The sequence below is a fragment of the Vagococcus humatus genome, assembly GCF_003950325.1.
Taxonomy (GTDB): domain Bacteria; phylum Bacillota; class Bacilli; order Lactobacillales; family Vagococcaceae; genus Vagococcus_C; species Vagococcus_C humatus.
In genome coordinates, this window is the sequence record NZ_PXZH01000001.1 from 464,841 (window position 1) to 487,070 (window position 22,230).

24 protein-coding genes are annotated in these 22,230 nt (G+C 32.5%); 16 read left to right on the forward strand and 8 right to left on the reverse strand.

Annotation, left to right across the window (positions count from 1 at the left end; genetic code table 11):
• From C7P63_RS02170 to C7P63_RS02220, 11 genes are all read left to right on the forward strand, one after another.
• Positions 1–699 carry a sugar transferase gene (locus C7P63_RS02170; RefSeq protein WP_125942518.1) on the forward strand — a complete coding sequence of 233 codons (699 nt, stop codon included), beginning with the start codon at positions 1–3 and terminating at the stop codon, positions 697–699.
• Between the two features lie 17 nt (positions 700–716).
• On the forward strand, positions 717–1,535 hold the full coding sequence (locus tag C7P63_RS02175; RefSeq protein ID WP_125942519.1) for a glycosyltransferase: 819 nt from the start codon (positions 717–719) through the stop codon (positions 1,533–1,535).
• A gap of 28 nt (positions 1,536–1,563) precedes the next feature.
• Positions 1,564–2,535: a glycosyltransferase family 2 protein gene (locus C7P63_RS02180; protein WP_125942520.1), complete on the forward strand. Its 972-nt coding sequence runs from the start codon at positions 1,564–1,566 to the stop codon at positions 2,533–2,535.
• A gap of 23 nt (positions 2,536–2,558) precedes the next feature.
• A complete protein-coding gene (locus C7P63_RS02185; protein WP_125942521.1) occupies positions 2,559–3,497 on the forward strand; it encodes an alpha-1,2-fucosyltransferase in 939 nt (312 codons plus the stop codon).
• 46 nt (positions 3,498–3,543) lie between these two features.
• Positions 3,544–4,662, forward strand: coding sequence for a glycosyltransferase (locus tag C7P63_RS02190; protein WP_125942522.1), 1,119 nt, complete (start codon positions 3,544–3,546; stop codon positions 4,660–4,662).
• Position 4,663: 1 nt separating this feature from the next.
• Positions 4,664–5,962, forward strand: a complete 1,299-nt coding sequence (locus tag C7P63_RS02195) for an O-antigen polymerase (protein ID WP_125942523.1) — start codon at positions 4,664–4,666, stop codon at positions 5,960–5,962.
• A 36-nt stretch (positions 5,963–5,998) separates the two neighbouring features.
• The gene (locus C7P63_RS02200; RefSeq protein ID WP_125942524.1) at positions 5,999–7,066 is read left to right on the forward strand and encodes an NAD-dependent epimerase/dehydratase family protein; all 1,068 of its coding nucleotides are present in this window, start codon (positions 5,999–6,001) and stop codon (positions 7,064–7,066) included.
• A gap of 100 nt (positions 7,067–7,166) precedes the next feature.
• Positions 7,167–8,054: an ATP-grasp fold amidoligase family protein gene (locus C7P63_RS02205; RefSeq protein ID WP_125942525.1), complete on the forward strand. Its 888-nt coding sequence runs from the start codon at positions 7,167–7,169 to the stop codon at positions 8,052–8,054.
• A 1-nt stretch (position 8,055) separates the two neighbouring features.
• The gene (locus tag C7P63_RS02210) at positions 8,056–9,486 is read left to right on the forward strand and encodes an oligosaccharide flippase family protein (RefSeq protein ID WP_125942526.1); all 1,431 of its coding nucleotides are present in this window, start codon (positions 8,056–8,058) and stop codon (positions 9,484–9,486) included.
• 2 nt (positions 9,487–9,488) lie between these two features.
• Positions 9,489–10,658 carry a nucleotide sugar dehydrogenase gene (locus tag C7P63_RS02215; protein ID WP_125942527.1) on the forward strand — a complete coding sequence of 390 codons (1,170 nt, stop codon included), beginning with the start codon at positions 9,489–9,491 and terminating at the stop codon, positions 10,656–10,658.
• A 108-nt stretch (positions 10,659–10,766) separates the two neighbouring features.
• Positions 10,767–11,333 carry a sugar transferase gene (locus C7P63_RS02220; protein ID WP_125942528.1) on the forward strand — a complete coding sequence of 189 codons (567 nt, stop codon included), beginning with the start codon at positions 10,767–10,769 and terminating at the stop codon, positions 11,331–11,333.
• Positions 11,334–11,465: 132 nt separating this feature from the next.
• Here the strand turns inward: C7P63_RS02220 and C7P63_RS02225 are convergent, their stop codons facing one another.
• From C7P63_RS02225 to C7P63_RS02235, 3 genes are all read right to left on the reverse strand, one after another.
• Positions 11,466–11,693: a DUF2922 domain-containing protein gene (locus C7P63_RS02225; protein WP_125942529.1), complete on the reverse strand. Its 228-nt coding sequence runs from the start codon at positions 11,691–11,693 to the stop codon at positions 11,466–11,468.
• Between the two features lie 40 nt (positions 11,694–11,733).
• Positions 11,734–11,970, reverse strand: coding sequence for a hypothetical protein (locus tag C7P63_RS02230; protein WP_125942530.1), 237 nt, complete (start codon positions 11,968–11,970; stop codon positions 11,734–11,736).
• A gap of 71 nt (positions 11,971–12,041) precedes the next feature.
• Positions 12,042–12,566 (reverse strand): sigma-70 family RNA polymerase sigma factor, encoded by a 525-nt coding sequence (locus tag C7P63_RS02235; RefSeq protein ID WP_125942531.1) that lies wholly within the window; start codon positions 12,564–12,566, stop codon positions 12,042–12,044.
• Between the two features lie 226 nt (positions 12,567–12,792).
• On the opposite strand from C7P63_RS02235, the gene C7P63_RS02240 reads away from it, so the two are divergent.
• Positions 12,793–13,602: a ubiquitin family protein gene (locus C7P63_RS02240; protein ID WP_125942532.1), complete on the forward strand. Its 810-nt coding sequence runs from the start codon at positions 12,793–12,795 to the stop codon at positions 13,600–13,602.
• Between the two features lie 95 nt (positions 13,603–13,697).
• Here the strand turns inward: C7P63_RS02240 and rlmD are convergent, their stop codons facing one another.
• Complete coding sequence (gene rlmD, locus C7P63_RS02245; RefSeq protein ID WP_125942533.1) at positions 13,698–15,080, reverse strand: 23S rRNA (uracil(1939)-C(5))-methyltransferase RlmD; 1,383 nt, start codon at positions 15,078–15,080, stop codon at positions 13,698–13,700.
• 179 nt (positions 15,081–15,259) lie between these two features.
• On the opposite strand from rlmD, the gene recX reads away from it, so the two are divergent.
• From recX to ntdP, 3 genes are all read left to right on the forward strand, one after another.
• Complete coding sequence (gene recX / locus C7P63_RS02250) at positions 15,260–16,066, forward strand: recombination regulator RecX (RefSeq protein WP_125942534.1); 807 nt, start codon at positions 15,260–15,262, stop codon at positions 16,064–16,066.
• Complete coding sequence (gene mutY, locus C7P63_RS02255; RefSeq protein WP_125942535.1) at positions 16,053–17,285, forward strand: A/G-specific adenine glycosylase; 1,233 nt, start codon at positions 16,053–16,055, stop codon at positions 17,283–17,285. Before recX ends, mutY begins: the two co-directional genes overlap by 14 nt.
• 98 nt (positions 17,286–17,383) lie before the next feature.
• Complete coding sequence (gene ntdP, locus C7P63_RS02260) at positions 17,384–17,917, forward strand: nucleoside tri-diphosphate phosphatase (RefSeq protein WP_125942536.1); 534 nt, start codon at positions 17,384–17,386, stop codon at positions 17,915–17,917.
• Between the two features lie 120 nt (positions 17,918–18,037).
• Here the strand turns inward: ntdP and C7P63_RS02265 are convergent, their stop codons facing one another.
• Positions 18,038–18,436 (reverse strand): hypothetical protein, encoded by a 399-nt coding sequence (locus tag C7P63_RS02265; protein WP_125942537.1) that lies wholly within the window; start codon positions 18,434–18,436, stop codon positions 18,038–18,040.
• 269 nt (positions 18,437–18,705) lie between these two features.
• Between C7P63_RS02265 and C7P63_RS02270 the strand changes: the two genes are divergently transcribed.
• Entirely contained in the window at positions 18,706–19,902 is a 1,197-nt protein-coding gene (locus tag C7P63_RS02270) for a hypothetical protein (RefSeq protein WP_125942538.1), read from the forward strand.
• A 171-nt stretch (positions 19,903–20,073) separates the two neighbouring features.
• Here the strand turns inward: C7P63_RS02270 and C7P63_RS02275 are convergent, their stop codons facing one another.
• From C7P63_RS02275 to C7P63_RS02285, 3 genes are all read right to left on the reverse strand, one after another.
• Positions 20,074–20,532, reverse strand: a complete 459-nt coding sequence (locus tag C7P63_RS02275) for a GNAT family N-acetyltransferase (RefSeq protein ID WP_165863751.1) — start codon at positions 20,530–20,532, stop codon at positions 20,074–20,076.
• Between the two features lie 210 nt (positions 20,533–20,742).
• Positions 20,743–21,201, reverse strand: a complete 459-nt coding sequence (locus tag C7P63_RS02280) for a GNAT family N-acetyltransferase (protein WP_125942540.1) — start codon at positions 21,199–21,201, stop codon at positions 20,743–20,745.
• 220 nt (positions 21,202–21,421) lie between these two features.
• Positions 21,422–22,063: a DUF975 family protein gene (locus tag C7P63_RS02285; protein ID WP_125942541.1), complete on the reverse strand. Its 642-nt coding sequence runs from the start codon at positions 22,061–22,063 to the stop codon at positions 21,422–21,424.
• Between the last annotated feature and the right edge of the window lie 167 nt (positions 22,064–22,230).

Genomic DNA, 22,230 nt, shown 5'->3' on the forward strand with positions numbered 1-22,230 from the left:
ATGAAAAAAAGCACATCTATTTATGAAAGATATATCAAGCGACTGCTTGATATAATTTTATCTCTTTCAGCTCTTATTTTATTTAGTTGGCTATATTTACTTGTGGCTTTATTAGTGAGAGTGAAATTGGGTAGTCCAGTGATTTTTTCTCAGTTACGACCTGGTAAAGATGAGCAAATTTTTAAGATGTATAAATTCCGGACTATGACAGATGAGCGTGATGAAGAGGGGGATCTTTTACCTGATGAGGTTAGACTGACTTCCTTTGGTAAAAAACTACGAGCAACTAGTCTTGATGAGCTTCCAGAATTATTTAATATCTTAAAAGGAGATATGAGTCTTGTTGGGCCAAGGCCTCAATTAGTTAGAGATATGGTTTTTATGACGGATAAGCAAAGAAAACGCCACTCAATTCGTCCAGGCTTATCAGGTTTAGCTCAAGTTAATGGTCGGAATAATATTGATTGGGATGAAAAATTAAATTGGGACTTAACTTATCTAGGAGAGATTACATTTTTAGGAGATGTAAAAATTATTTTACAAACCGTTCTTAAAGCTTTTATTAAACAAGAAGGCATTTCTCAAGAAGGTATGGAAACTGCTGAAGACTACGGAGATTATTTATTAAATTCATCTCAAGTTGATGAAGAGAAATACTATAAGCTTCAAGAAAAAGCAAAAAAAATTTTAAATAATTAAATAAAAAGGGATTTTAAATGGAAAAATATAGCGTTTTAATGTCTTTATATATAAAAGAAAAACCTGAATATTTAACAGAAGCAATCGAAAGCATGGTAAATCAAACTTTAAAACCTGATGAAATAATAATAGTAAAAGATGGACCAATTACTTTTCAATTACAAGAAGTTTTAGATCATTTTACAAATAGATATCCAAATCTTTTTAATATTATTGGATATGAAACAAACAGAGGATTGGGCCTAGCGTTGAACTTCGGGTTGAATCATTGTAAAAATGATTTAGTTGCTAGAATGGATACGGATGATATTTCCAAATTGGATAGGTGTGAGAAGCAAGTTTTATTTTTTGAAAATCATCCTGAAATTTCTATTTTAGGATCTGCGATTGATGAATTTAACGGTAATATTAATAATATTACTGGTCGAAGAGTAGTTCCGATTACTTCAGATGAGATATACACTTTTGCAAAAAGAAGGAGTGCTTTCAATCATCCAACTGTTATGTATAAAAAAAGTGATGTGTTAAAATTTGGAGGATATGATGATTTAAAAAGAAATCAAGATGTAGATTTATTTGGACGTATGTTATATGGTGGATGTTTAGCCAGTAATTTTGAAAACTCTTTGCTTTGGTTTAGAGCAGATGACGATTTAGCGAAGAGACGTAAAAGTTGGGAAAATTCTAGGAGTTATATTAATACAATTAAGAAATTTTGGAAGATGGGATATGCGTCTTTTGTGGATTATTTGGTTGTAGCGATGGGACAATCAATTATGTATATTTGTCCAATAGGTTTACAAAAAATTTTATATAAGAAATTTTTGAGAAGTTAATATGTAGGTTGGAAGGTGTTTAAAATTAATGAAAATATCTGTTATTGTACCAGTTTATAATGCTGAGTTATACTTAAAAAAATGTATATTAAGTGTTGTTCATCAAAGTTATAAGAATTGGGAGTTAATTTTAGTAGATGATGGGTCCGATGATAATAGTTCTTCTATCATACAAGCATTTGTTAAAGAAGACTCTAGAATTAAGAGTATTTGGCAAAAAAACTCTGGTCCTGGTATTGCAAGAAATCAAGGAATCTGTCAAGCAACAGGAGAGTATATAGTATTTTTGGATTCTGATGATTATTTAGATTTAGAGTATTTTCAATATTTAGTACCTAAAGCCCAAATTAGTGACGTTGTTTTTATTGATGTTTGTCAGATAAATTCACAAGGAAAATTGTTGAGTAATGAATTTATGTCACGCTATCGAAACTATTCTAAAGATAGACTTATAAGATCTCAAATGACTGGTAAAATCCCTTGGGGGGGTGTACGTAAAGCAGTTAGAACAGAAATTATTAAACAAAACAAAATTTATTATACTGAGCAAAGCATAGGAGAAGAAGCTTTATATAGTTTTAAAGTTTTATATTATTCTAAACAAATATCTTTTCTTGAAAATAAACCGGTATATTATTATGTAAATCATGAAAATAGTCAATCAAAATTATTGCATGATGACCCGTGGGGAGAAGCAGTAAAACAGATTGATAGTTTTTTAAAAAAAGAAGGTATTTATGAAGAATATGCTAATACGCTGAATTCTTTTAATATAACGTCAACAATAATTTCTATATCTAATATGTCTAAAATCTATTCAGATGAAAATACATTGAATAGAAAATGTGAAGAACGTATAATGCAATGTAATAAATTGTTTGATTCTATATATTCTGTTGATATCAAAAACATGATGAAAAAAACATATCCATTTATATCAATATTAAAAAAAAATAAATATAAGTTAATAATTCTTTGTGGTAAATTAAGATATAGATAAATTTATAAAGGAGTAGTGATATTTTGATAATTTTGAGATCAATTGGTGGGTTAGGTAATCAAATGTTCCAGTATGCTTTTGCTAGAGCAATACAGCTAGAATCTGAAGATAAAGATTTATATATTGATACAAGTTCATATAAAAAATACAAAGTAAGAGAATATGATTTAGATAAGTTAAATGTACGATATACAGATTTTCAGAGTATTAAATTTTCAAATTTAAATTATAATTTAGTTAGGTTAACACAGAAATTTTATAGAGTATCTCATAAAATTGTAAGAACTATTTTAAAGAAACCGTGCTTAGGCGAAAATAGCTATAATTTTTTTTGTAATCTAGGATTTTTATACAATTTTGATTTTTGCTATTATGATACAAGCACGAAGGGTTTAACTAAAAAAAATAAATATATATATGGCTATTTTCAAAGTGAAAAGTATTTCGAAAAATATAAAGAGATAATTTGTTCTGAATTAAAGGTGAAAGTCCCTTTAACAGAAAAAGAAAAAGAAATTTTAAAATTAATTAATAATACGGATTCTGTTGGTGTCAGTATAAGAGTTGGAGATGATTATGTTAAAGATCCATTAACATATGTATGTACACCTAATTATTTTTATGAATGTATGGATAAACTAAAAAAAATAAATAAAGATTCATCTTTTTTTATTTTTACTGATGATGTGAGTAAAGTGAAAAAAAATTATGATTTTCCATATGATGTTGTTTATATTGAAGGATTTAATGCTATTGAATCCTTGAGATTATTATATTCATGTAAGGATTTTATTATATCTAATAGTTCTTTTTCTTGGTGGGGGAGCTATTTATCAGATAACCAATCAAAAATTGTGATGGCTCCATCATCATTTTCTACAAATCCTAACTTAAATGATAATGATATTTTTTATAAACAAATGGTAAAAAACAATGTTAAAATAGCTGAATATAAAAAATAATAATCTAAAATCATTCGTTAATTTAAAAAAAGAGAGGTAAAGGAATATGAAAGGATTATATTTTTCAGAAGGTGTAGCCATTGAAAAAGGAATTGCAGGTGATGGGATAGAAAAGAAAGTTTTGTCACAAATAAATCAGTTAGAAGATATTTCTTCAATTGAAATATTAAGTCTACCTTGTAATCAATCTTTTTTAGACAAAATTTTATTTTTGTTGCCCATAGTTAATAGTAAAAGAGATAAACAACGTAATATCCTAAAAAAAAAAGCAATGGGTAAAGATTTTATTTATATTAGGAAACCTACACTTACAAGAAAATTTTTGAATATATTAAGAAATATAAAGAAAAATAATTCTAAGTTACTAATTTTGATGGAGGTACCTACCTATCCTTTTCATAAAGAATATAAAGGTATATCAAAATTATTGATATTAAAAAGTAAGTTTTGTGAAAAAAAATTAAATGAAGTAGTTGATAAAATAATAACTTATTCTAATGATAAATTTATTTGGGATATTGAAACAATAATGATTTCTAATTGTGTTGATTTTTCTTTGGTTCCAATGCGAACGACTTCTTGTCTAAAAAAAAATACTATTATAATGACAAGTATAGCTAATTTTAATTATTGGCATGGATTAGATCGGCTCATATTAGGAATATCCAACTATTCAGGAAAATATAAAATATTATTAAATGTTGTAGGGGAGGGAAAAGAAATACCTTCTCTCAAAAAATTGACTAAAAAACTCGGATTACAAGATTCTATAATATTCTATGGCTTTCAAGAAGGAGAAGAACTTACAAAAATTTGTAATAGAACAGATATTGCCATAGATTCACTTGGAAGACATAGATCAGGTGTAAAGTATAATAGTTCATTAAAAGGAAAAGAATATGCAGCTAGGGGAATACCGATTGTTTCAGGAGTTTTAACTGAATTTGATAATATGGAAAATTTTCCATATTATTTAAAAGTCCCTTCTGATGATACAGCAATTGATATAGAAGAAATTGTAAAATTTTATAAAAAAATATATATAAATAATAAAAGTGTTAAACAAATTACAAAAGAAATTAGAACTTATTCGTATGGCTATTTTGATTATAGTACTGGATTTAATCCTGTTAAAGAAGCTATTTTAGAAAAAGTGGAGAATTAAAATGATTATGCAAATATTTTTATATATTACCTTTATATTGATGATTTTTTTTATGATATTAAGTAATAAATTTTATAATCAAATATTTAATCCTGTTTTTTTAATATTATTTTTTTATTTAATTTGGTTTTTAATGGGAAGAAGTGGATATTTAGGTCAATATAAGCCAACATATGTTTCATCTCTATTTTTAGCAAGTAATATTATTTTATTGTGTATAAGTACAGTGGTAAGTACCTCATCAAAAAAAATATGGATTCTAAAAATGAAACAAATAAGGATGAGCGATAATTATAAAAATATTATATTACAATTTGTTAGATGGTTTTCTTTTATCTTGAGTGTTTTTATTTTTATTAATTTATTTAAAAAAATATTGGGTGGAGATATAATGTCTACTCAAGTTAGAAATATAAGTTATAGTGTCTCATATAATTCTGATGAATATATGAAGATTTATTATAATCCAACAATTTATTACATTTATCAATATTTTATTAGAGGATTTGCTTTTTTCGACATGGTATATAGTACTTGTATGTTTTTTGGAAGTAAAAAAAAATATGAGTTAATAACTATAGCTAACTTTCTTTTGTTTGTTACTATTATGCAAAGCCGTATAGAAGTATTAAAACTTGTTATATTTATAATACTGATAGTTTGTTTGAGTAATATCAAGATAACTGAAAAAGGAAAAAAATATTTAATAAGGGTTTCAGTGATTATTTCTATACCTACGTTAATTGTGTTTTCATTAAGAACTAATTCAAATGTTAATGTAATTAAACATAGTATTGATAGTTTTATTATAGATCATTCAGGCTCAAACTATATGTTTTCAAAATTTTTTGATGAATATAATGAAGGATTGCGCTTATCTAACTATTCAATAATACAAGAATATATAGGTGGAATAAATTCTTTTATTGATAGCTTAAAAACATTGTTTAATATTCCTATACTTGATAATGATGAAATGTTACGTTATATAAGAGCTCCACATTATATAGGATCTTCGGATCACTATAATTACTTTTATACAATGTATTTTAAGTTTTTAGATACTGGTGGATATTTGGGATGTTATTTATTTTCAGTTTTTTTGGGTGTTTTTTTAGGTTTTTCATACAATAAGTATATGACTAAAAACAATATAAAAAGTTTGTATATTTTATCTCTATTAACATATATCTCAGTAATGGGAACATATAATTATATATTATCAGGTACCTCTAGTCTTATATTGTTTTTAGGTTTATTAATAGTTGAAGATAATAAAGTACAAATTGAGAATAGATAATTATAAATACTAAAAAACAATAATTTGGAGAAATTTATGAAAAAAAAAATAATCATCACTGGTTCAGCTGGTTTTATCGGTTCAAATCTTGCTTTAGAATTACTTAAAACACAATCAAATATTCATATCATCGGCATTGATAATATGAGTGATTATTATGACGTGTCTATAAAAGAATATCGATTGAAAAAAATTGAAGAAGCTGCTAATAACTTTAGCGAAAATAAGTGGACTTTTATTAAAGGTTCTATTGCAGACAAAGAATTAATTGATCAACTTTTTGATGAGTATAAGCCATCAATTGTTGTTAATTTGGCTGCACAAGCAGGAGTTCGCTATTCAATTACTAATCCTGACGTTTACATAGAATCTAATATGATTGGGTTTTACAATATTTTAGAAGCTTGCCGTCATTCATATGATGATGGTGAAAGTGGCGTAGAACATTTGGTCTACGCATCTAGTTCATCCGTCTATGGTTCAAATAAAAAGGTACCTTATTCTACAGAGGATAGAGTAGATAATCCTGTTTCACTTTATGCTGCAACTAAAAAATCCAATGAGTTAATGGCTCATTCTTATTCCAAATTATATAATATTCCTTCGACTGGATTGCGCTTCTTTACTGTCTATGGTCCGGCTGGTCGACCAGATATGGCTTATTTTGGGTTTACTAATAAACTACGTGAAGGCAAAACCATCGAAATTTTTAACTATGGTAATTGTAAGCGAGATTTCACTTATATAGATGATATCGTAGAAGGGGTAAAACGAGTTATAGAGTGTCCTCCTAAAAAACAAGTAGGAGATGATGGTTTACCTATTCCACCTTATGCTGTTTACAATATTGGAAATAGTCAACCAGAGAATTTGCTTGATTTTGTAGATATTTTACAGCAAGAACTTATTCAAGCTAAAGTTCTTCCAGAAGACTATGATTTTGACACCCATAAAAAATTAGTTTCAATGCAGCCTGGAGATGTACCTGTTACATATGCGGATACTACACCTTTACAACGTGACTTTGGTTTTAAACCAAGTACACCGTTAAGAGAAGGTCTTAGAAACTTTGCAGAATGGTATAAAGAGTTTTATAAAATATAAAAATGTTAAAATCTATAGAAATTTCAATAATTTTACGGAAATATAGAATTATTAAGCTTATATGGCGTTTTAGCTAGAAATAAATTTAAAGAGGGGTTTTATGTATAAAAAAATATTGAAATATCCATATACTATTATCAAAAATCACTTGAATAAAGTTTCGCCTATTTATGCAACTAAATTTGTTTACACGATAAATACAAAATCATTTTTAAACTTAAAAAATCCGACTAATTTTAATGAGAAGATTCAATGGCTTAAACTTTACTGGCAACATCCTTTAGTTGTTCAAGCTGCTGATAAATATGCAGTGAGAGAATATATAGAGAAAAAAGATTGTGGTGAAATTTTAAACGAATTATATGGTGTTTATGATAATGCTAATGAAATAGATTGGGAAGAACTTCCACAAGCCTTTGCATTAAAAACGAACAATGCCTGTGGAACTATGTTCGTTACTAAAAATAAAAATGAATTAGATGAACTATTAGTCAAAAATCAATTAGATAAATGGCTGAAGGAGGACTTTGGAAAGGTTAGTATTGAGCCTCATTATAGTAAAATGCTTCCTAAAATTATTTGTGAGAGATATTTAGAAGATAATACAGGGACTTTTCCGACAGATTATAAAATTTTTTGTTTCAATGGCATACCTAAATTTGTCAATGTTATTACTGATAGAGATGGAAATAATCAATATGAGAGACATTTTTTAGATTTAGATTGGCAACCATTAAACTTTAGTAAAGATAGCTCTAAATCTACTCCTGTAAAGCCAAGGACGTTTGGTAAAATGGTCGAGTATGCCAGAATTCTTTCAAAAGATTTTCCTTTTGTTAGAGTAGATTTATATGATATTGACGGCAAAATTGTGTTTGGAGAGTTAACGTTTACTCCTGTAGCTGGCATGGCAACTTATTATACAAAAGAAGCGTCAGAATATCTTGGATCACTTATAGATTTACCTCCAAAATATATAGGAGATTAATATGAATAAAGTCATTAAAAATTTCGCTTATCAGTCTATTTTTCAAATAGCTAAGCTACTATTACCGATTATCACTATTCCAATTGTTTCTCAAGCATTAGGACCAAAAGGAATTGGGATATATAACTATATCAATTCTATTTCTCAATATTTTATTTTAATAGCTAGTTTAGGCTTAAATGTTTACGCTAATAGGGAAGTAGCGATGAACCGAGATTCAAAAGAAAAGCGCTCTAAAACTTTTTGGGAAATTTTTTATATTCAACTTATTTTTTCAGTCATATCCTTTGTGTTATATCTCATGATGATACTTTTTTTAGTGAAAGAATATCAATTGTTATATGTGATTCAAGGTTTAGTAATTTTGGCGACTATTTTAGATATATCTTGGTTTTTTATGGGGTTAGAAGATTTTAAAAAAACTAGTATGACTAATTTAGCTATTAATATGATAGCTTTTATTTTTATATTTTTATGTATTAAAGAACCAAATGATCTTTATAAGTATGTTATCATTCAAGTTGCGTCTATTATTCTATCACAAGGTGTAGTCTGGTTTTATTTAAAAAACTTAATCACCTATCATAAAGTCACGCTAAATGGTATTATGTCTCACTTTAAACCAGCATTGACTTATTTTATCCCGAAAGTATCAATTGTCCTTTATACGAATATGAATAAAACATTACTAGGTTTACTCTCTAATAAAACCGACGTAGGTTTTTATTCCAATGCTGTGCTGATTAATACTATTTTTGTAACTATACTTACCACATTAGATTTAGTACTAATGCCTAAAATGAGTCATTTATTTTCCAAAAAAAATACACAAAAAATGTTAGAGATAATTAATTATAGCTTGCATTTTCAGCTGTATTTTTCTATTGCGATTATGTGTGGTATGTGGGCTATCTACGATAAATTGGTCTACTGGTTTTTTGGATTGAAATTTATCCAGTTAAATGATTATATTCCTATATTATCTATTTTAATTGTCATTATTCCACTAGGTATGGGTGTGTCAAGACAGTATCTTCTACCAATGAATAGGATAAAAGTTTATAATATTGCGGTTATTATGGGAGCAATTCTTGGTATACTGCTTAACTTATTATTAATTCCTAGTATTGGAATATATGGTGCTATTGTGGCAACGATTTGTTCTGAATTTTTTGTGACATTTATTCGGACTAGGTCTTTTATAAAAGAAACGCATTTTAGGTTTGATTTAAAACAAATTTTTGGTAACTTAGCGATTGGTTTATTAATGGTCTTTTGTGTAAGGCAGTTAACGGGTAATTTTCCTAGTACTATTTTAACTACCTTGATACAAGCTCTTATAGGAGCGACGATTTATTTGTCTTTAACAACGGTATGTAAAATTAATCCATTATATAATTATTGGAAATTAACTAAAGTAAAAGAAGGGTAACTATGAAAATTTCAGTATTTGGTTTAGGGTATGTTGGGTTAGCTAACGCTTTACTACTTTCTCAAAAAGAGGAGGTAGTCGCTTATGATATCGTATCAGAAAAAATAGAGTTACTTAATCAAAAGGTTTCTCCTTTAGTAGATAAAGAGATAGAAGATTTCGTTAAGCGGGATGATCTTCATCTCACTTATACAGATGTATTAAGTGAAGCTATTTCTTCTGATGTAGATTATTACATTATTGCTACACCGACAGATTATGATGAAAAGAAAAATTATTTCGATACGTCCACAGTGGAGGATGTGTTAGAAAAAGTACTAGCAGCCGATCCTAAAGCGACTTTTATCATCAAGTCAACAGTTCCAGTTGGCTATACAAAAGAGATGAAAGAAAAATTTGGGATAGATAATATTATTTTCTCTCCTGAATTTTTACGGGAAGGTAAGGCTTTATATGATAATTTATATCCTTCTCGGATTATTATTGGGGAAAATTCTACACGGGCTAGTGAAATAGGCCACATGTTTTTAGAAAATACTGTAGAAGAAAGTGCCCCTGTTTTATTAGTGGACTCGACAGAAGCAGAAGCTATTAAGCTATTTTCTAACACTTACTTAGCGTTACGTGTGTCTTATTTTAATGAATTAGATACTTATGCGGAGTTAAGAGGACTAGATACCAAACAAATCATCGAGGGAGTAGGACTTGATCCACGGATTGGTAGTCACTACAACAATCCATCTTTTGGCTACGGTGGTTACTGTCTACCGAAAGATACCAAACAATTATTAGCCAACTATGAAAATGTGCCTAATAACATTATTGGGGCAATTGTGGCTTCTAATACGACTCGTAAAGATTTTGTGGCTAATCAAATTTTAGCTAAACAGCCTAAAGTTGTGGGGATTTACCGATTAACTATGAAATCTAATTCAGATAACTTTAGATACTCTTCTATTCAAGGAGTAATGAAACGCTTAAAAGCTAAAGGAATTGAAGTAGTAGTCTATGAACCGACTTTAAAAGCAGAGACTTTCTTTAATTCAGAAGTTATGTTAGATTTAGATGAATTTAAAGAGAAGTGTGATGTGATTGTTTCTAACCGGTTTGATGCGGTATTAGAAGATGTGGAAGATAAAGTCTATACGAGAGATTTATTCAGACGAGATTAAATCAAAAGGGAAGTCAGCTATTTTAGCTGATTTCTCTTTTTTGTCTTATAACTTATATGTTATAGTAGACAAGGTTAGTGGATTAAAACTAAAAGAGAGGTTAGTAGTATGTTGAAAATTATCGTAGGGCTTGTTGTTGGAGGGATTATTTTATTAAGTGTCGGGATTTCTCTTGCTATTAAACTGACATCTCCAGGTCCAATTCTTTTTAAACAAAAACGTGTCGGTAAAAATAAACAACCTTTTTACCTCTATAAATTTCGGACGATGTATATAGATGCACCTAAACAGTGTCCTACAGCGGATCTTCATCAACCAGATAAATACATTACCCCAGTAGGTAAGTTTCTAAGAAAAACTAGCTTAGATGAATTACCTCAATTGTTAAATGTGTTAAAAGGGGAGATGAGTTTAGTCGGGCCACGTCCGGTTCTTTATAATCAAAAAAACTTAATTGACTTGCGAGATAAAAATGGGGCCAATCAGGTTAAACCAGGCGTGACAGGTTGGGCTCAAATTAATGGACGAGATGAATTAACTGATGAAGAAAAAGCTTCTTTTGACGGAGAATATGTCCTAAAAAAATCTCTCTCTTTTGATTTATATTGTCTAGTTAAAACAGTGAGTTGTGTCTTCAAACAAACAGGGATTAAAGAAGGTCGGCAATCTATCTAAATGAAAACCCTCTAGTCTTCTCAAATGAGAGAGGACTAGAGGGTTCTTTGTGTGAAAAAGAGTGGTTCGCATATATTATTTTTGATTGGTTGATCATGTACTTCATGGTTAAAGTAAAACAGTTAAGGCTGGTTAAATAGTTGTGTCACCAAAAATTGGGGTAACAATAGTTTCTGTGTAATAAGCAGCTTTTGGCGTCGCGTACAGGTCAATGCCGTCTTTGACAAAGAGATGGCTGTCACTAATGACTGTCATCGCCGCTTCAATCACTTCTCGTGGTAAATCTTCTTGGCATAAATTTTGCCGGAAAGTAGTTTGTTTGTCTTCACTGTTGCTAAAAACTAAGCGTAATTGTTTCATAATAGTTTCTCCTTTTTCTTGTCTTTTTTAGTCGTAGTAATTAACGTGCTTCTTCTTCTGGTGGTGTCACTTCAGGGACTAATCTGGTTTGGACAATCGTAACGCCGGCTTCGTAGTGGTGATCTGTTGGTAATAGTGTTTCTAGTGCTTGACCGATGGTGTGGACAGCCACAGGGGAAACATTGGCTGTAGCGTTACGCAGCACTTGTTTTACCTCTTTTTCTTGACCTGGTGCAGTGAACATCATCTCTAACGTCGTTTTTTCCCATAATTCCATGTTGTTGTTCTCCTTTTTGATTGGTTAGTTATCAGCTGACATATATAGTAACGAAATGAACTAGCCAGGTGTTACCCCCAAATGGCTAATTTTTTTATTTTTTCTTTTAACAGATGTTGGTGACGGTAAAGGGTCTTAGGGGAAATCCCGTAATTTTTGGCTAATTGTCGTCTACTTAGTTCTGGATTGACTAGATCATAAAACAACCGGCGCTCTTTTGGTGTTAGGTAATTTTCCACAATCATCATCAATTCTTTAAAGAAAATTTTTTCTTCTAGATTAGGGAAAATCAGAGAATCAGGTAAGATCCCTTCTTTAGTCAGGGTAGCGTGATCTCCGTTAACCCTGCGTTTTCTAAGAGTATCGATCATTTTCCAATAAATTTTTTGAAACATGTAGCCTTGCCACTTGGTTTGATCAATGCTTGGGTCATGTAATAGTTCATCAATTTGTTCCAGTAGGATGACACTACCTAATTGGACTAAATCTTCATAATCCTCATCTAAAAGAGAAACGTTGGCTTTTTTAAGGGCACTGTAAATCATTTTTTGGTACTGATTGAATAGTTGGATGCGTCGCTGTGAATCATTTATCATAGTTCATGTTCCTTTGTCTTAGGATACTGGCCAGTTCTTAGTCAGTATATAAAAAAACACAGGTTAGATAAAAAAAAGATTGGCTAAAATTGAGATTAATTAAGAAAAAATTCATAAGAGTATTTACATAACAAATGAAATGTTTTTATAATAAGGATAAGTTCGATAAATTCTAAGTATTTTTTGTCAAATTCGTATAAAAATAACCAGAATGGGAGCTAAGTAGATGGATTTAGAAAAAAAGGAACAACGTTACCAACAGATGAAAACAGAGCAAGTATTTTTAGTCAGTCAACCAGAGTCATTTTTAGAGTATGCGGAAGTTAAATTGTCAGCTGGGATTCAGTCCAATACGATGCTTGTGTTAGATGTCATGTACCGGAATAAGCAGCATGGGTTACTTATTAATGAAAACGCCTCCCCGATTATTTGTCAAAAAACCTCTAAACAGTTAATCGGAGAGTTAGATCATCATCGGTTTTTACTGCCAAAAGATGTTTTGAAAGACTTAATTAAAACAGTAGAAGGTCGTTCCCCTTATCATTGTCCCTATATCAATTCTATCTATATTTTTCAACCTGTTGATGCCCTAGATGCCCCTAAAAATGTTTGGTATAATTTATACTATTTAGATGCTTTAGATAAATATCAAGTGAACAATCAGTCTCTAGGAACTATTTTATGTTTTACTGATCAGCTCCAGCTTGCATTAAACCGGCAACTGGCTACTGTTCGTCAGACAGTTAAAAAAGCGATTAATTACGTCAGTTTTTATTATCAGTTTCTAGGCTTACTACTAGAAGGAGAAGAGATGGAAGTGAAAGTCGAAGTACCTAATCGCTTATCCGCTTTATTCGCTCGGTTTAGTCAGGCAAAAGAAAGTCAGCCTGTTTATTTAGAGAAAAATCTGTTGATTAAAAGGTGGGCAGAGCTACAGTTTTATTTAAACAAAGCTAATTGTCTGCCTAAACTATCCCTGCAAGAAGTAGCAGACTACTATGAACAGACCAGTCTGTCTTTATTTGATGAATATTAGCCAAAAAACTCTCTTTGACTATGACGAGTCAAAGAGAGTTTTTTTGTAGGGAACATAAAAAAAGAGTGACACAATCACTCTTTTAACAGGCTAAATTATTTGGTTAATTTCGTTAATTTAACTACCACTTCTGCTCGGGCAGTTTGGGGGAACATGTCCACAGATTGCAAGTAGTGAACGTTGTAGACTTGGGTAAGTTTAACTAAATCTCTTGCTAGAGTGGAAGGGTTACAAGAAACATACACTAGTTTTTCGACTGGATAGGTTAAAAGGCTAGTGATAAAGGCTTCTCCTAAGCCAGTTCTCGGAGGATCTACTACAACAGCAGTGGGTTTTAGTCCTTGTTTTAACCACTGTGGGAGTAAGGTTTCCGCTTGGCCTACTTGGTAATGAGCGTTAGTCACCCCTATTCGTTTAGCATTTTCTTTAGCGTCAGTAATGGCTTGATCAATGGTATCCATGCCCCAAACTTCTTTCACGTGACTGGCTAGACTTAGGCCAATCGTTCCTACACCGCAGTAGGCATCTACTACAATGTCTGTTGGTTTCGCTGCCAAAGCTTTTCTCGCTTCTTGGTAAAGCACTTCAGTTTGAAGCGGATTTAACTGGAAAAAGGCTTTAGGAGATAAGTCAAAGATAACTTCTTCTAAGTGTTCTTCAATCCTTGTTTTACCAGCTAAATGAATGGTTTCCTCTCCCATAATTTGGGAAGATTTTTTAGGTTGCACGTTTTGCATAACAGATGCGACAGTAGGTAATCTTTCTTCAATCAGCGTTAGGACCTCTGCTTTTTTAGGGAAGGTAGCATCTCTTGTGATAAACACGACTTGAACTTCTCCAGTTTTGATTCCCACTCGCACCATTAAGGTTTTCAGCCAGCCGGTATTTTTTCTTTCGTGATACATCTCTAACTTAAGTTGGTTACAAATAGCTAAAACTTGTTGGTAAACGTGAGTAGTAGCTGGGTGCTGAACCGGGCAAGTTTCAATAGGCACAAGTTGATGACTATCTGGTTGATACAATCCTCCGTAGCAAGTCCCTGCTTGTGTCTGTCTCATTTGAAATTGTAATTTATTTCGGTAACCCCAAGGCGTTTCCATGCCAATGGTTGGGTTTAGGGTATAACGCTGGTAGCCTTTAGGTTTAAATTTATGCAAGGCTTGTTTCACCACATCTCGTTTAAATGCCAGTTGTCCTTGGTAACTCAAGTGTTGCAGCTGACACCCTCCACATGTGTCATAAATCTCACAAGGTGGGGTAATTCTTTCAGGACTTTTTTTTAGGACTTTCTCTGTTTTGGCTTCCACAAATTTGGGAGCGACTCGAGTGATAGTGGCTTTCACTGTTTCCCCAGGCAAAGCGCCTTTTACAAAACAAATGGTTTTTCTAAAATAGCCAATGCCTTCTCCGTTAATCCCTAAGCGTTTAATCGGTAGGGTGATGGCTTGATTTTCTTTTAATGTGTGTTGGATCTTCATAGACTCACCTATTTCTTTCTAGTCTTTCTCTCGTTGTTAAGTATACCTTATTTTGTTAGCTTTGCCAGTGAAAATAACTAGTTTTTTATGCAAGATATCTCTTATGTAGCAAGTAAAAACACTGCTAGTTAGCTAGGTTTATGATATAGTTAGACAGGAAAAGAAAGGTGGGAGGTCTTTTGGACAAAACGATTGCCCAAGTAGAAACAAGTAAAAAAGGCTATTATACGTTATGCTTTCATGACGGAAGTACGTTACAGGTTTCAGAAGACGTTATGGTACGTCACCGATTATTAAAAGGCACCGTGTTAACGGAAGCTGATTTTTTAAAGATTCAAGCAGACAGTCAACTAGATTTAGGCTACCAGCGAGCCTTAGTCTATTTAAATTATCAAATGCGTACGGAAAAAGAAATCTGGGATTATTTAGCTAAACAGGAGATTGACGTAAGTAGTCGGCGGGAAATTATTGCTCGCTTAAAAGACTTGCATCTCTTAGATGATGTTAGTTACGGAGAAAGTTATGTTAGAACCATGATGCGTACCTCTGACAAAGGGCCAAAAGTCGTGGCACAAAAGTTACGACAAAAAGGGGTGAAACAAGAGGTGGTAGACCAAGTTTTACCGCTGTTTACTGAAGAAACAGAACAAGAAATAGCCAGTCATGTGGCAGAAAAAGCCTTAGTTAAGTACCAACGAAAAAGCTATAAAGAACAGCTTCAAAAAACCCGTCTGTTTTTAATGACAAAGGGATTTACTGGTGAGGTGATTGATCAGGTAATGGCTAATTTATCTGTAGAAAAAGATCCAGAAGAAGAGGTAGCCTTACTCCGCCGTGAAGGAGAGAAACTTTGGCGTAAACACGAAAGAAAAGGGTTAGCTATTCGTAAGCAAAAAACCTTACAATCTTTGTATCAAAAAGGCTTTGATATAGGGATGATACAAGAATTTATTGGAGAGAAAGAATTAGAAGATGAAGAAGACTAAAGAAGACAGAGATACACGAATTCAGGAGTATTTAAGCCAGTGGACAGAAGAAGAGGTTAGCCAGTTTCAAGCCGATTTTTTAGCTTGGTATGATCAACATCAGCGGGATTTACCTTGGCGAAGAAGACAAGACCCTTACGCCATATGGGTGTCTGAAATTATGCTGCAACAAACCCAAGTCAAAACAGTGATTCCTTATTTCAATCGGTTTATGTCATGGTTTGAGGAAGTGTCTGATCTAGCAGAAGCTCCAGAAGAGAAACTGTTAAAAGCTTGGGAAGGACTAGGTTATTATTCACGGGTGAGAAATATGCAAGTGGCAGCTAAGCAGATTATGACTGAGTTTTCTGGTGAGATGCCAACCGATATAAAAGACATTCAAAGTCTAAAAGGGATTGGGCCTTATACTTCAGGAGCGATTGCTAGTATTGCCTTTAACCAACCAGAACCAGCTGTAGACGGAAATGTTATGCGAGTGTTTAGTCGCTTGTTTAAAATAACAGAAGACATTAGTAAACCTGCTACTCGGCACGTGTTTGAAGGGGTGGTAAGACAGGTTATCTCACAAAAGGATCCTAGTAGTTTTAATCAGGCTATTATGGATTTAGGTGCCAGTATTTGTACCCCGACTAAACCAGTCTGCGAAGCCTGTCCTTTATCAGCTTACTGTGAAGCCTTTAAAGAAGGGAACATGACAGATTATCCTGTTAAATTAGGTAAGGTTAAAACCATTCCCGAGTATTATATTGCCCTTGTTTTAATAGACGAAAACGGTAAAATGTGTTTAACTCGTCGAAAAAAACACGGCTTACTAGGAAACTTTTGGACATTTCCTTTAGTTAGTGTCTCAAAAGAAATTTACCAAGAGATGCAGCAACAATGGGTCAGTGAGCCGAAAACTTATTTAGAAAAAGAACAAGGTCAGCTTTCTTTTTTAAACGTGGCAGAAACCACTACGTTATTTGAAGAGCAATTGGAACAATTAGGAATAGAGGGTCAGTTTAAACCTTGGCCTATTGGTGAAGTGACTCATGTGTTTAGTCACCGGAAGTGGCATCTCTTAATGGCGCAAGGAACGATGTTATCTAACCAAGTCTTAGATGTTGAAGAAGAGACACAGTGGGTTCACCCTAAAGAGTTTTCAACCTATGCCTTTCCTAAGCCCCAACAAAAAATGTTAGAAGTTTTAACAAAGAATAAAATTATTTCGAATGGATAGTTTTTGCTATCTATTCGTTTTTTTTATGCTATAATAGTTAACGAAATGGTACGGGCATTATGCCAAAATGAAGCGTTGATGGAAAGTAGGTTCAAAACATGCGCATTCCAAAAGAAGGCGAATTCATCACGATTCAAAGTTACAAGCATGATGGCAGCTTACATCGAACATGGCGAGATACCATGGTTTTAAAAACAAGCGAACACTCAATTATTGGCGTAAATGATCACACGCTAGTAACAGAATCTGACGGAAGGAGATGGGTTACACGGGAGCCAGCTTTAGTCTATTTTCACGATAAATTTTGGTTTAATATTATTACCATGATTCGTGAAAAAGGCGTTTCTTATTATTGCAATTTAGCATCCCCTGCAATTTTAGATGAGGAAGCGTTGAAGTATATTGACTATGACTTAGACATTAAAATTTTCCCAGATGGCAAAAAACGCCTACTAGATGTAGACGAATACGAAGATCATCGTCGCCAAATGGGTTATTCTAAAGAGATTGATTATATCTTAAAAGAAAATGTCAAAATCTTAGTGGATTGGATTAATAATGAACGTGGCCCATTTTCGCCAGAATATGTGGCGCTTTGGTATGAAAGATATCGACAGCTGTCTGGCAAGTAATGAGTGAATCAGTGTTGTTTTACAGTCTAACAAGGTAAAAAACTTTTTATCTTTTATTCAAAGAAAAAACGAAGACTCTTGTAGAGGAGCCTTCGTTTTTTTGTTAGGTAAAAAAGAGGGTTAGAGATGGGCAGTAACTAGTCGTTTCACTGCATGATAGGCCTTAAAAAAAGCGATTAAGGTAGGAACCATAGCAATCAACGTTAGTTCATGCAAGCTAGCAGGGGTTAATAAAAATAAGGTAATGGTAAAGAAAAAACAAATACTGGTAATTAAAAAGAAATTTCCCCAATAATGACACATATCAGAGGCTGCTGGATGTTTTCGGTATTTAGCCTTGAGTAAGCTGGTCAGTTGTAAGCCGCCTAATAAGTAGGAAATAATTAAGAGAATAAAGGTACCGACTAACCCAATGTAGATAATTTGATAGCGTTGGGTTAAAAAGTGACCAGGAAGTAGCAACAATAAGCAAATGAGAATTAATAAAGGTTTTGTTAAATGAGCACGCAACCAATTCATGTATGAAAATCCTTTCTTATCCATATGAAACATATCTAAGCAATGTGACACAACAAGTGTTCGGTTACAAGTTTTAAAACCTGTACTTGTAAGTTTTATTATACTAAAAAATAAACTCAAACTGTTAAAAGACAAAAAAAATTCACAATTTTTTAGGTTTCTAATCAAATATCCTAGATATTTTGCCATTATTTTATCAATTTTTATTTGTCTTAGAGAGGATAAATTGGTATGATTTTTTAAGAGTGGTTGGCAGAAAGGATGCCAACATGTTTAACAGTAGCCAAGAGCAAGGAGTTTTTCTTTTTTCTTTACTGAAAGTAGTGGTCAGTCTTTTACTGCCTATTAGTAGTTTTCTGCTAAGTGCTTATAGCTTATGGCGTAGTGGTAGATGGCGGAAAGAGGAAAAAAGAAGGCAATTAGAGGGGGATTTATTTAAGTATCTGACAATCCTAACTAAAGACAAAGAGCAGAGCCAAGAGGAATTTTTAACTAGCTTAATAGAAAAATGGCAAGATAAGACCTATTCTGATTTTTTAGTCGTTTGCGGCGCACGTTATTTATTTTCTTTTTTAGAAAAAACTATCAGGGAAAGTTCATCATTTTATGAGATAGATAGGCAAGAAAAAATAACATTGGATCAAGAGATGACTAACCGAGAGTATGTCATTCAACAACTGAAAGTGTATGATTTTGAAACAGGTTCCCCGTATGAAAAGGAACAACAGTATTTGTTACAATTATTAACAGATAAAAAATGGATTTCTGGCATACGACTTTGGGTGCTATTAAATCAGCTAATGTCTGCTCCTGTTATCAAAGCCCAGTGGTCAGTTAATCCTTATCAATTTGCCTTACATCCTAAGTGGCAAGGAAGCAATCACTATCACGGCTTTTACAGTAAGTTTCTATTAAAACAAGTAGCTGGCAGTTGGGTTAGGCCGAATATTCTTTTGCCTTTATTAACTTATCATCAAAGCACGGCGCCTAAATTAAGCTTAACCTTAGAAGACGTGAGGGTGGTGTATCAGCATTTGTTAAAACAAGGGGATCACACCTATTACCAAGAGCTAAGAAAGTGGCAGCACTTTTTACAAGAGCGGACGCATCGTTTTTCAGAACGACAACACTTTTGGCAGTGGTTCCGTTACTATGTTTGTCCAGGTATGTACGTGTATATATATTTAACCAGTGTTTACCGGCCGGAATTAGCAGCTAGTCTGTTTCAAACAAGGAAAGAGGGGGCTATGTTTTTCAACTGGCAGTGGGACTCCTTTAAAGAGCAGGTAAGCTTACCTAATCTACCAGACCAGTTGCAAGGGTTTCTATTAGCTGAAACCTGTTTTTTGATTCATCTCTTTCCTGTCACAAAGAAACAGCTAAAGCATCAGGTAGATGAGGAATTATTTAATCAATCTTTTTATCACCAGCAACTTCAGTTTTCTTTTTACTCAGGAAAAGAGTAGGGGAAAAGTTGTAGTTACTCACTTTGTTTAATATGTGACGTGAAAACACATTCTTTTTCACCTAAAAAAACCGCTTCGTTTCTTCCCTCTTACAGGAGGCATCTCTTTTAAGAGGAAAAGAACTTAGCGGTTTTTTAGTTTGAATTCATCGCCCTCTACTTTTTATTAAGGTTAAGCTAATTGTTCCAGTGGCTCTAATTGTTTAATCATAGGTAAGTGGAGAATAGTGGTTTTCGGTAAGATAAAAGTTTCTTCTCCAGTTGGCACATAGTTTAATTTATCATAAAAAGGAATGGCATGTTCCTGGGCATCTAGTACTACAGCTAAGTAGCCGTATTCTCTTGCTAAATTTTCACCAGCTGCAATGATTTTAGACCCAAGCTTTTGTCCTCTAAATTCAGGTAAAATAGCTACACGTTGAATTTTAGCTATATGGGCCGATAAAGGATACAACCGCAAAGTCCCAGCAGGCCGTTGATCGATATAGTAGACTAAATGAATGCATTTAGCCTCATCGTAAGTGAATTCTACTCGAAGGGGCCGTTGTTGTTCTTCAACAAATACCTTTTTGCGAATGTTAGCTCCGTCACGGAAGATTTTAGTATGTAAGTTTTTGGTATGTAAAATCATTAGTTCATCTCCTTTTTTTTTCATGAAAAACTAGAATACATATTTTTCAAAAGAATTGCAAGTATTTATAAAAAAACAAACAATATAAGAGGATTAGATGAAAAAATAACAAATGAATAAAATTAAAATAACCGTTAACTGTCTGAAAAAGTATCATAGGATACATCTTAGACAATTAACGGTTATTTATCTTGGGCTCTCCGTCAGTTGTTAGGCTAATTTTAATTGACCTTCTAACTGCTTCATCATAGGTAAATTTTTAATGGTAGCATTTGGTCGGATAAAAGCAGGTTCCCCAGTTGGAACATAATTCATTTTTTCGTAAAAAGGGATTGCTTGTTCCTGGGCGTCTAGTACCACAGATTGATAGCCGTAAACACTAGCCAATTCTTCCGCGGCGTTAATCAGTTGAGAGCCTAACTTTTGACCGCGAAATTCAGGTAAAATAGCCATACGTTGGATTTTAACTAAATCGGCTGTCATTGGTAATAACCGAACAGTTCCAGCCGGTAAATCTTGAACATAATAAACCAAATGAAGACAGCTTGCTTCGTCGTAAGCAAATTCCAATTCTCTTGGCCGTTGCTGTTCTTGTACGAAAACTTTGTGCCGAATCATTAAGGCATCATGATAGATGATTGAATCTAATTCTCCTGTGTGTAGAATCATGACATCCACTCCTTTTTTTATGTATTGAAAGATAAAGATGCCATTTTTTTCACAAAAAATCAATCGTTTTTTCAGCCATTAAAAAAATTTTATTTTTAGTCTGTTTTAAAGAAAAATAAGTTCAAAATGAAACCCTTGATTTATCAATAAAAAAACAAAAAAATCCACACCTTTTCATTTAAAGAGGAAAAAGTGTGGATGTGTTGATTTTCATGAAATTTTAATTTGTGTAAACATAAGGCTGATCTTTTTCTAGTTCTTTGAAATAGACCACATGGGTTGTATTCATATAAGGAATGACATAAATAAGGGCTAAACCAAATGTTATGGTGGCTAGTATTTGCCACAAAATAAAGGATAGGTCTAAAACAAATAAATTCAAACGATTACCTTTCATTAATTTCTCACTTAACTGAATAGCTTCCATGGGAGTCAAATCAGGATGTTGTTTGATCAGATACATTGTCATGCGGTAACTATAAGCTTTCATAATACCTGGTACAATTAACAGTAAGCTCCATAAGAAAATAAATAGTCCCATTAACAGTTGTGACACGATAATGCGGCTAGCATCTCCAAACACATCATCTAGTAAATTGCCTACGTTAAGATAGGGCTTTTCTAGGGTATCTACACTGGCAAAGGTATATAAGGCGTCTAAAACAATACTAATGAAAAAGACGGCTATGTAGACACAAATTCCAAAGAAAACAAAAAAGCGGTTAGAAGACTCAACTAAAACCCCACTAGCTGCGTATAAAATCCCTACGACAATACTTGGAATGAGGATGATAATAAGCCATTTTCCAAATTTACCTGTTAAATTTTCTTTGGCGGTATTTTTTAAAACACTGCGGTTCATAAGCGATCACTCTCCTTTTAGTTAAGTGTAGCGAAAAATGAAGGATGAAACAAGTGATTTTATTTAGTCTAGTCAGTTACCTCTCCTTAGTTTCTTCTTCTTTTTCGGCGAGTTCTCGGTTATCTCTTAATTTAAGTTTATCTAAACGAGGTTAAAAGAACAAGTTT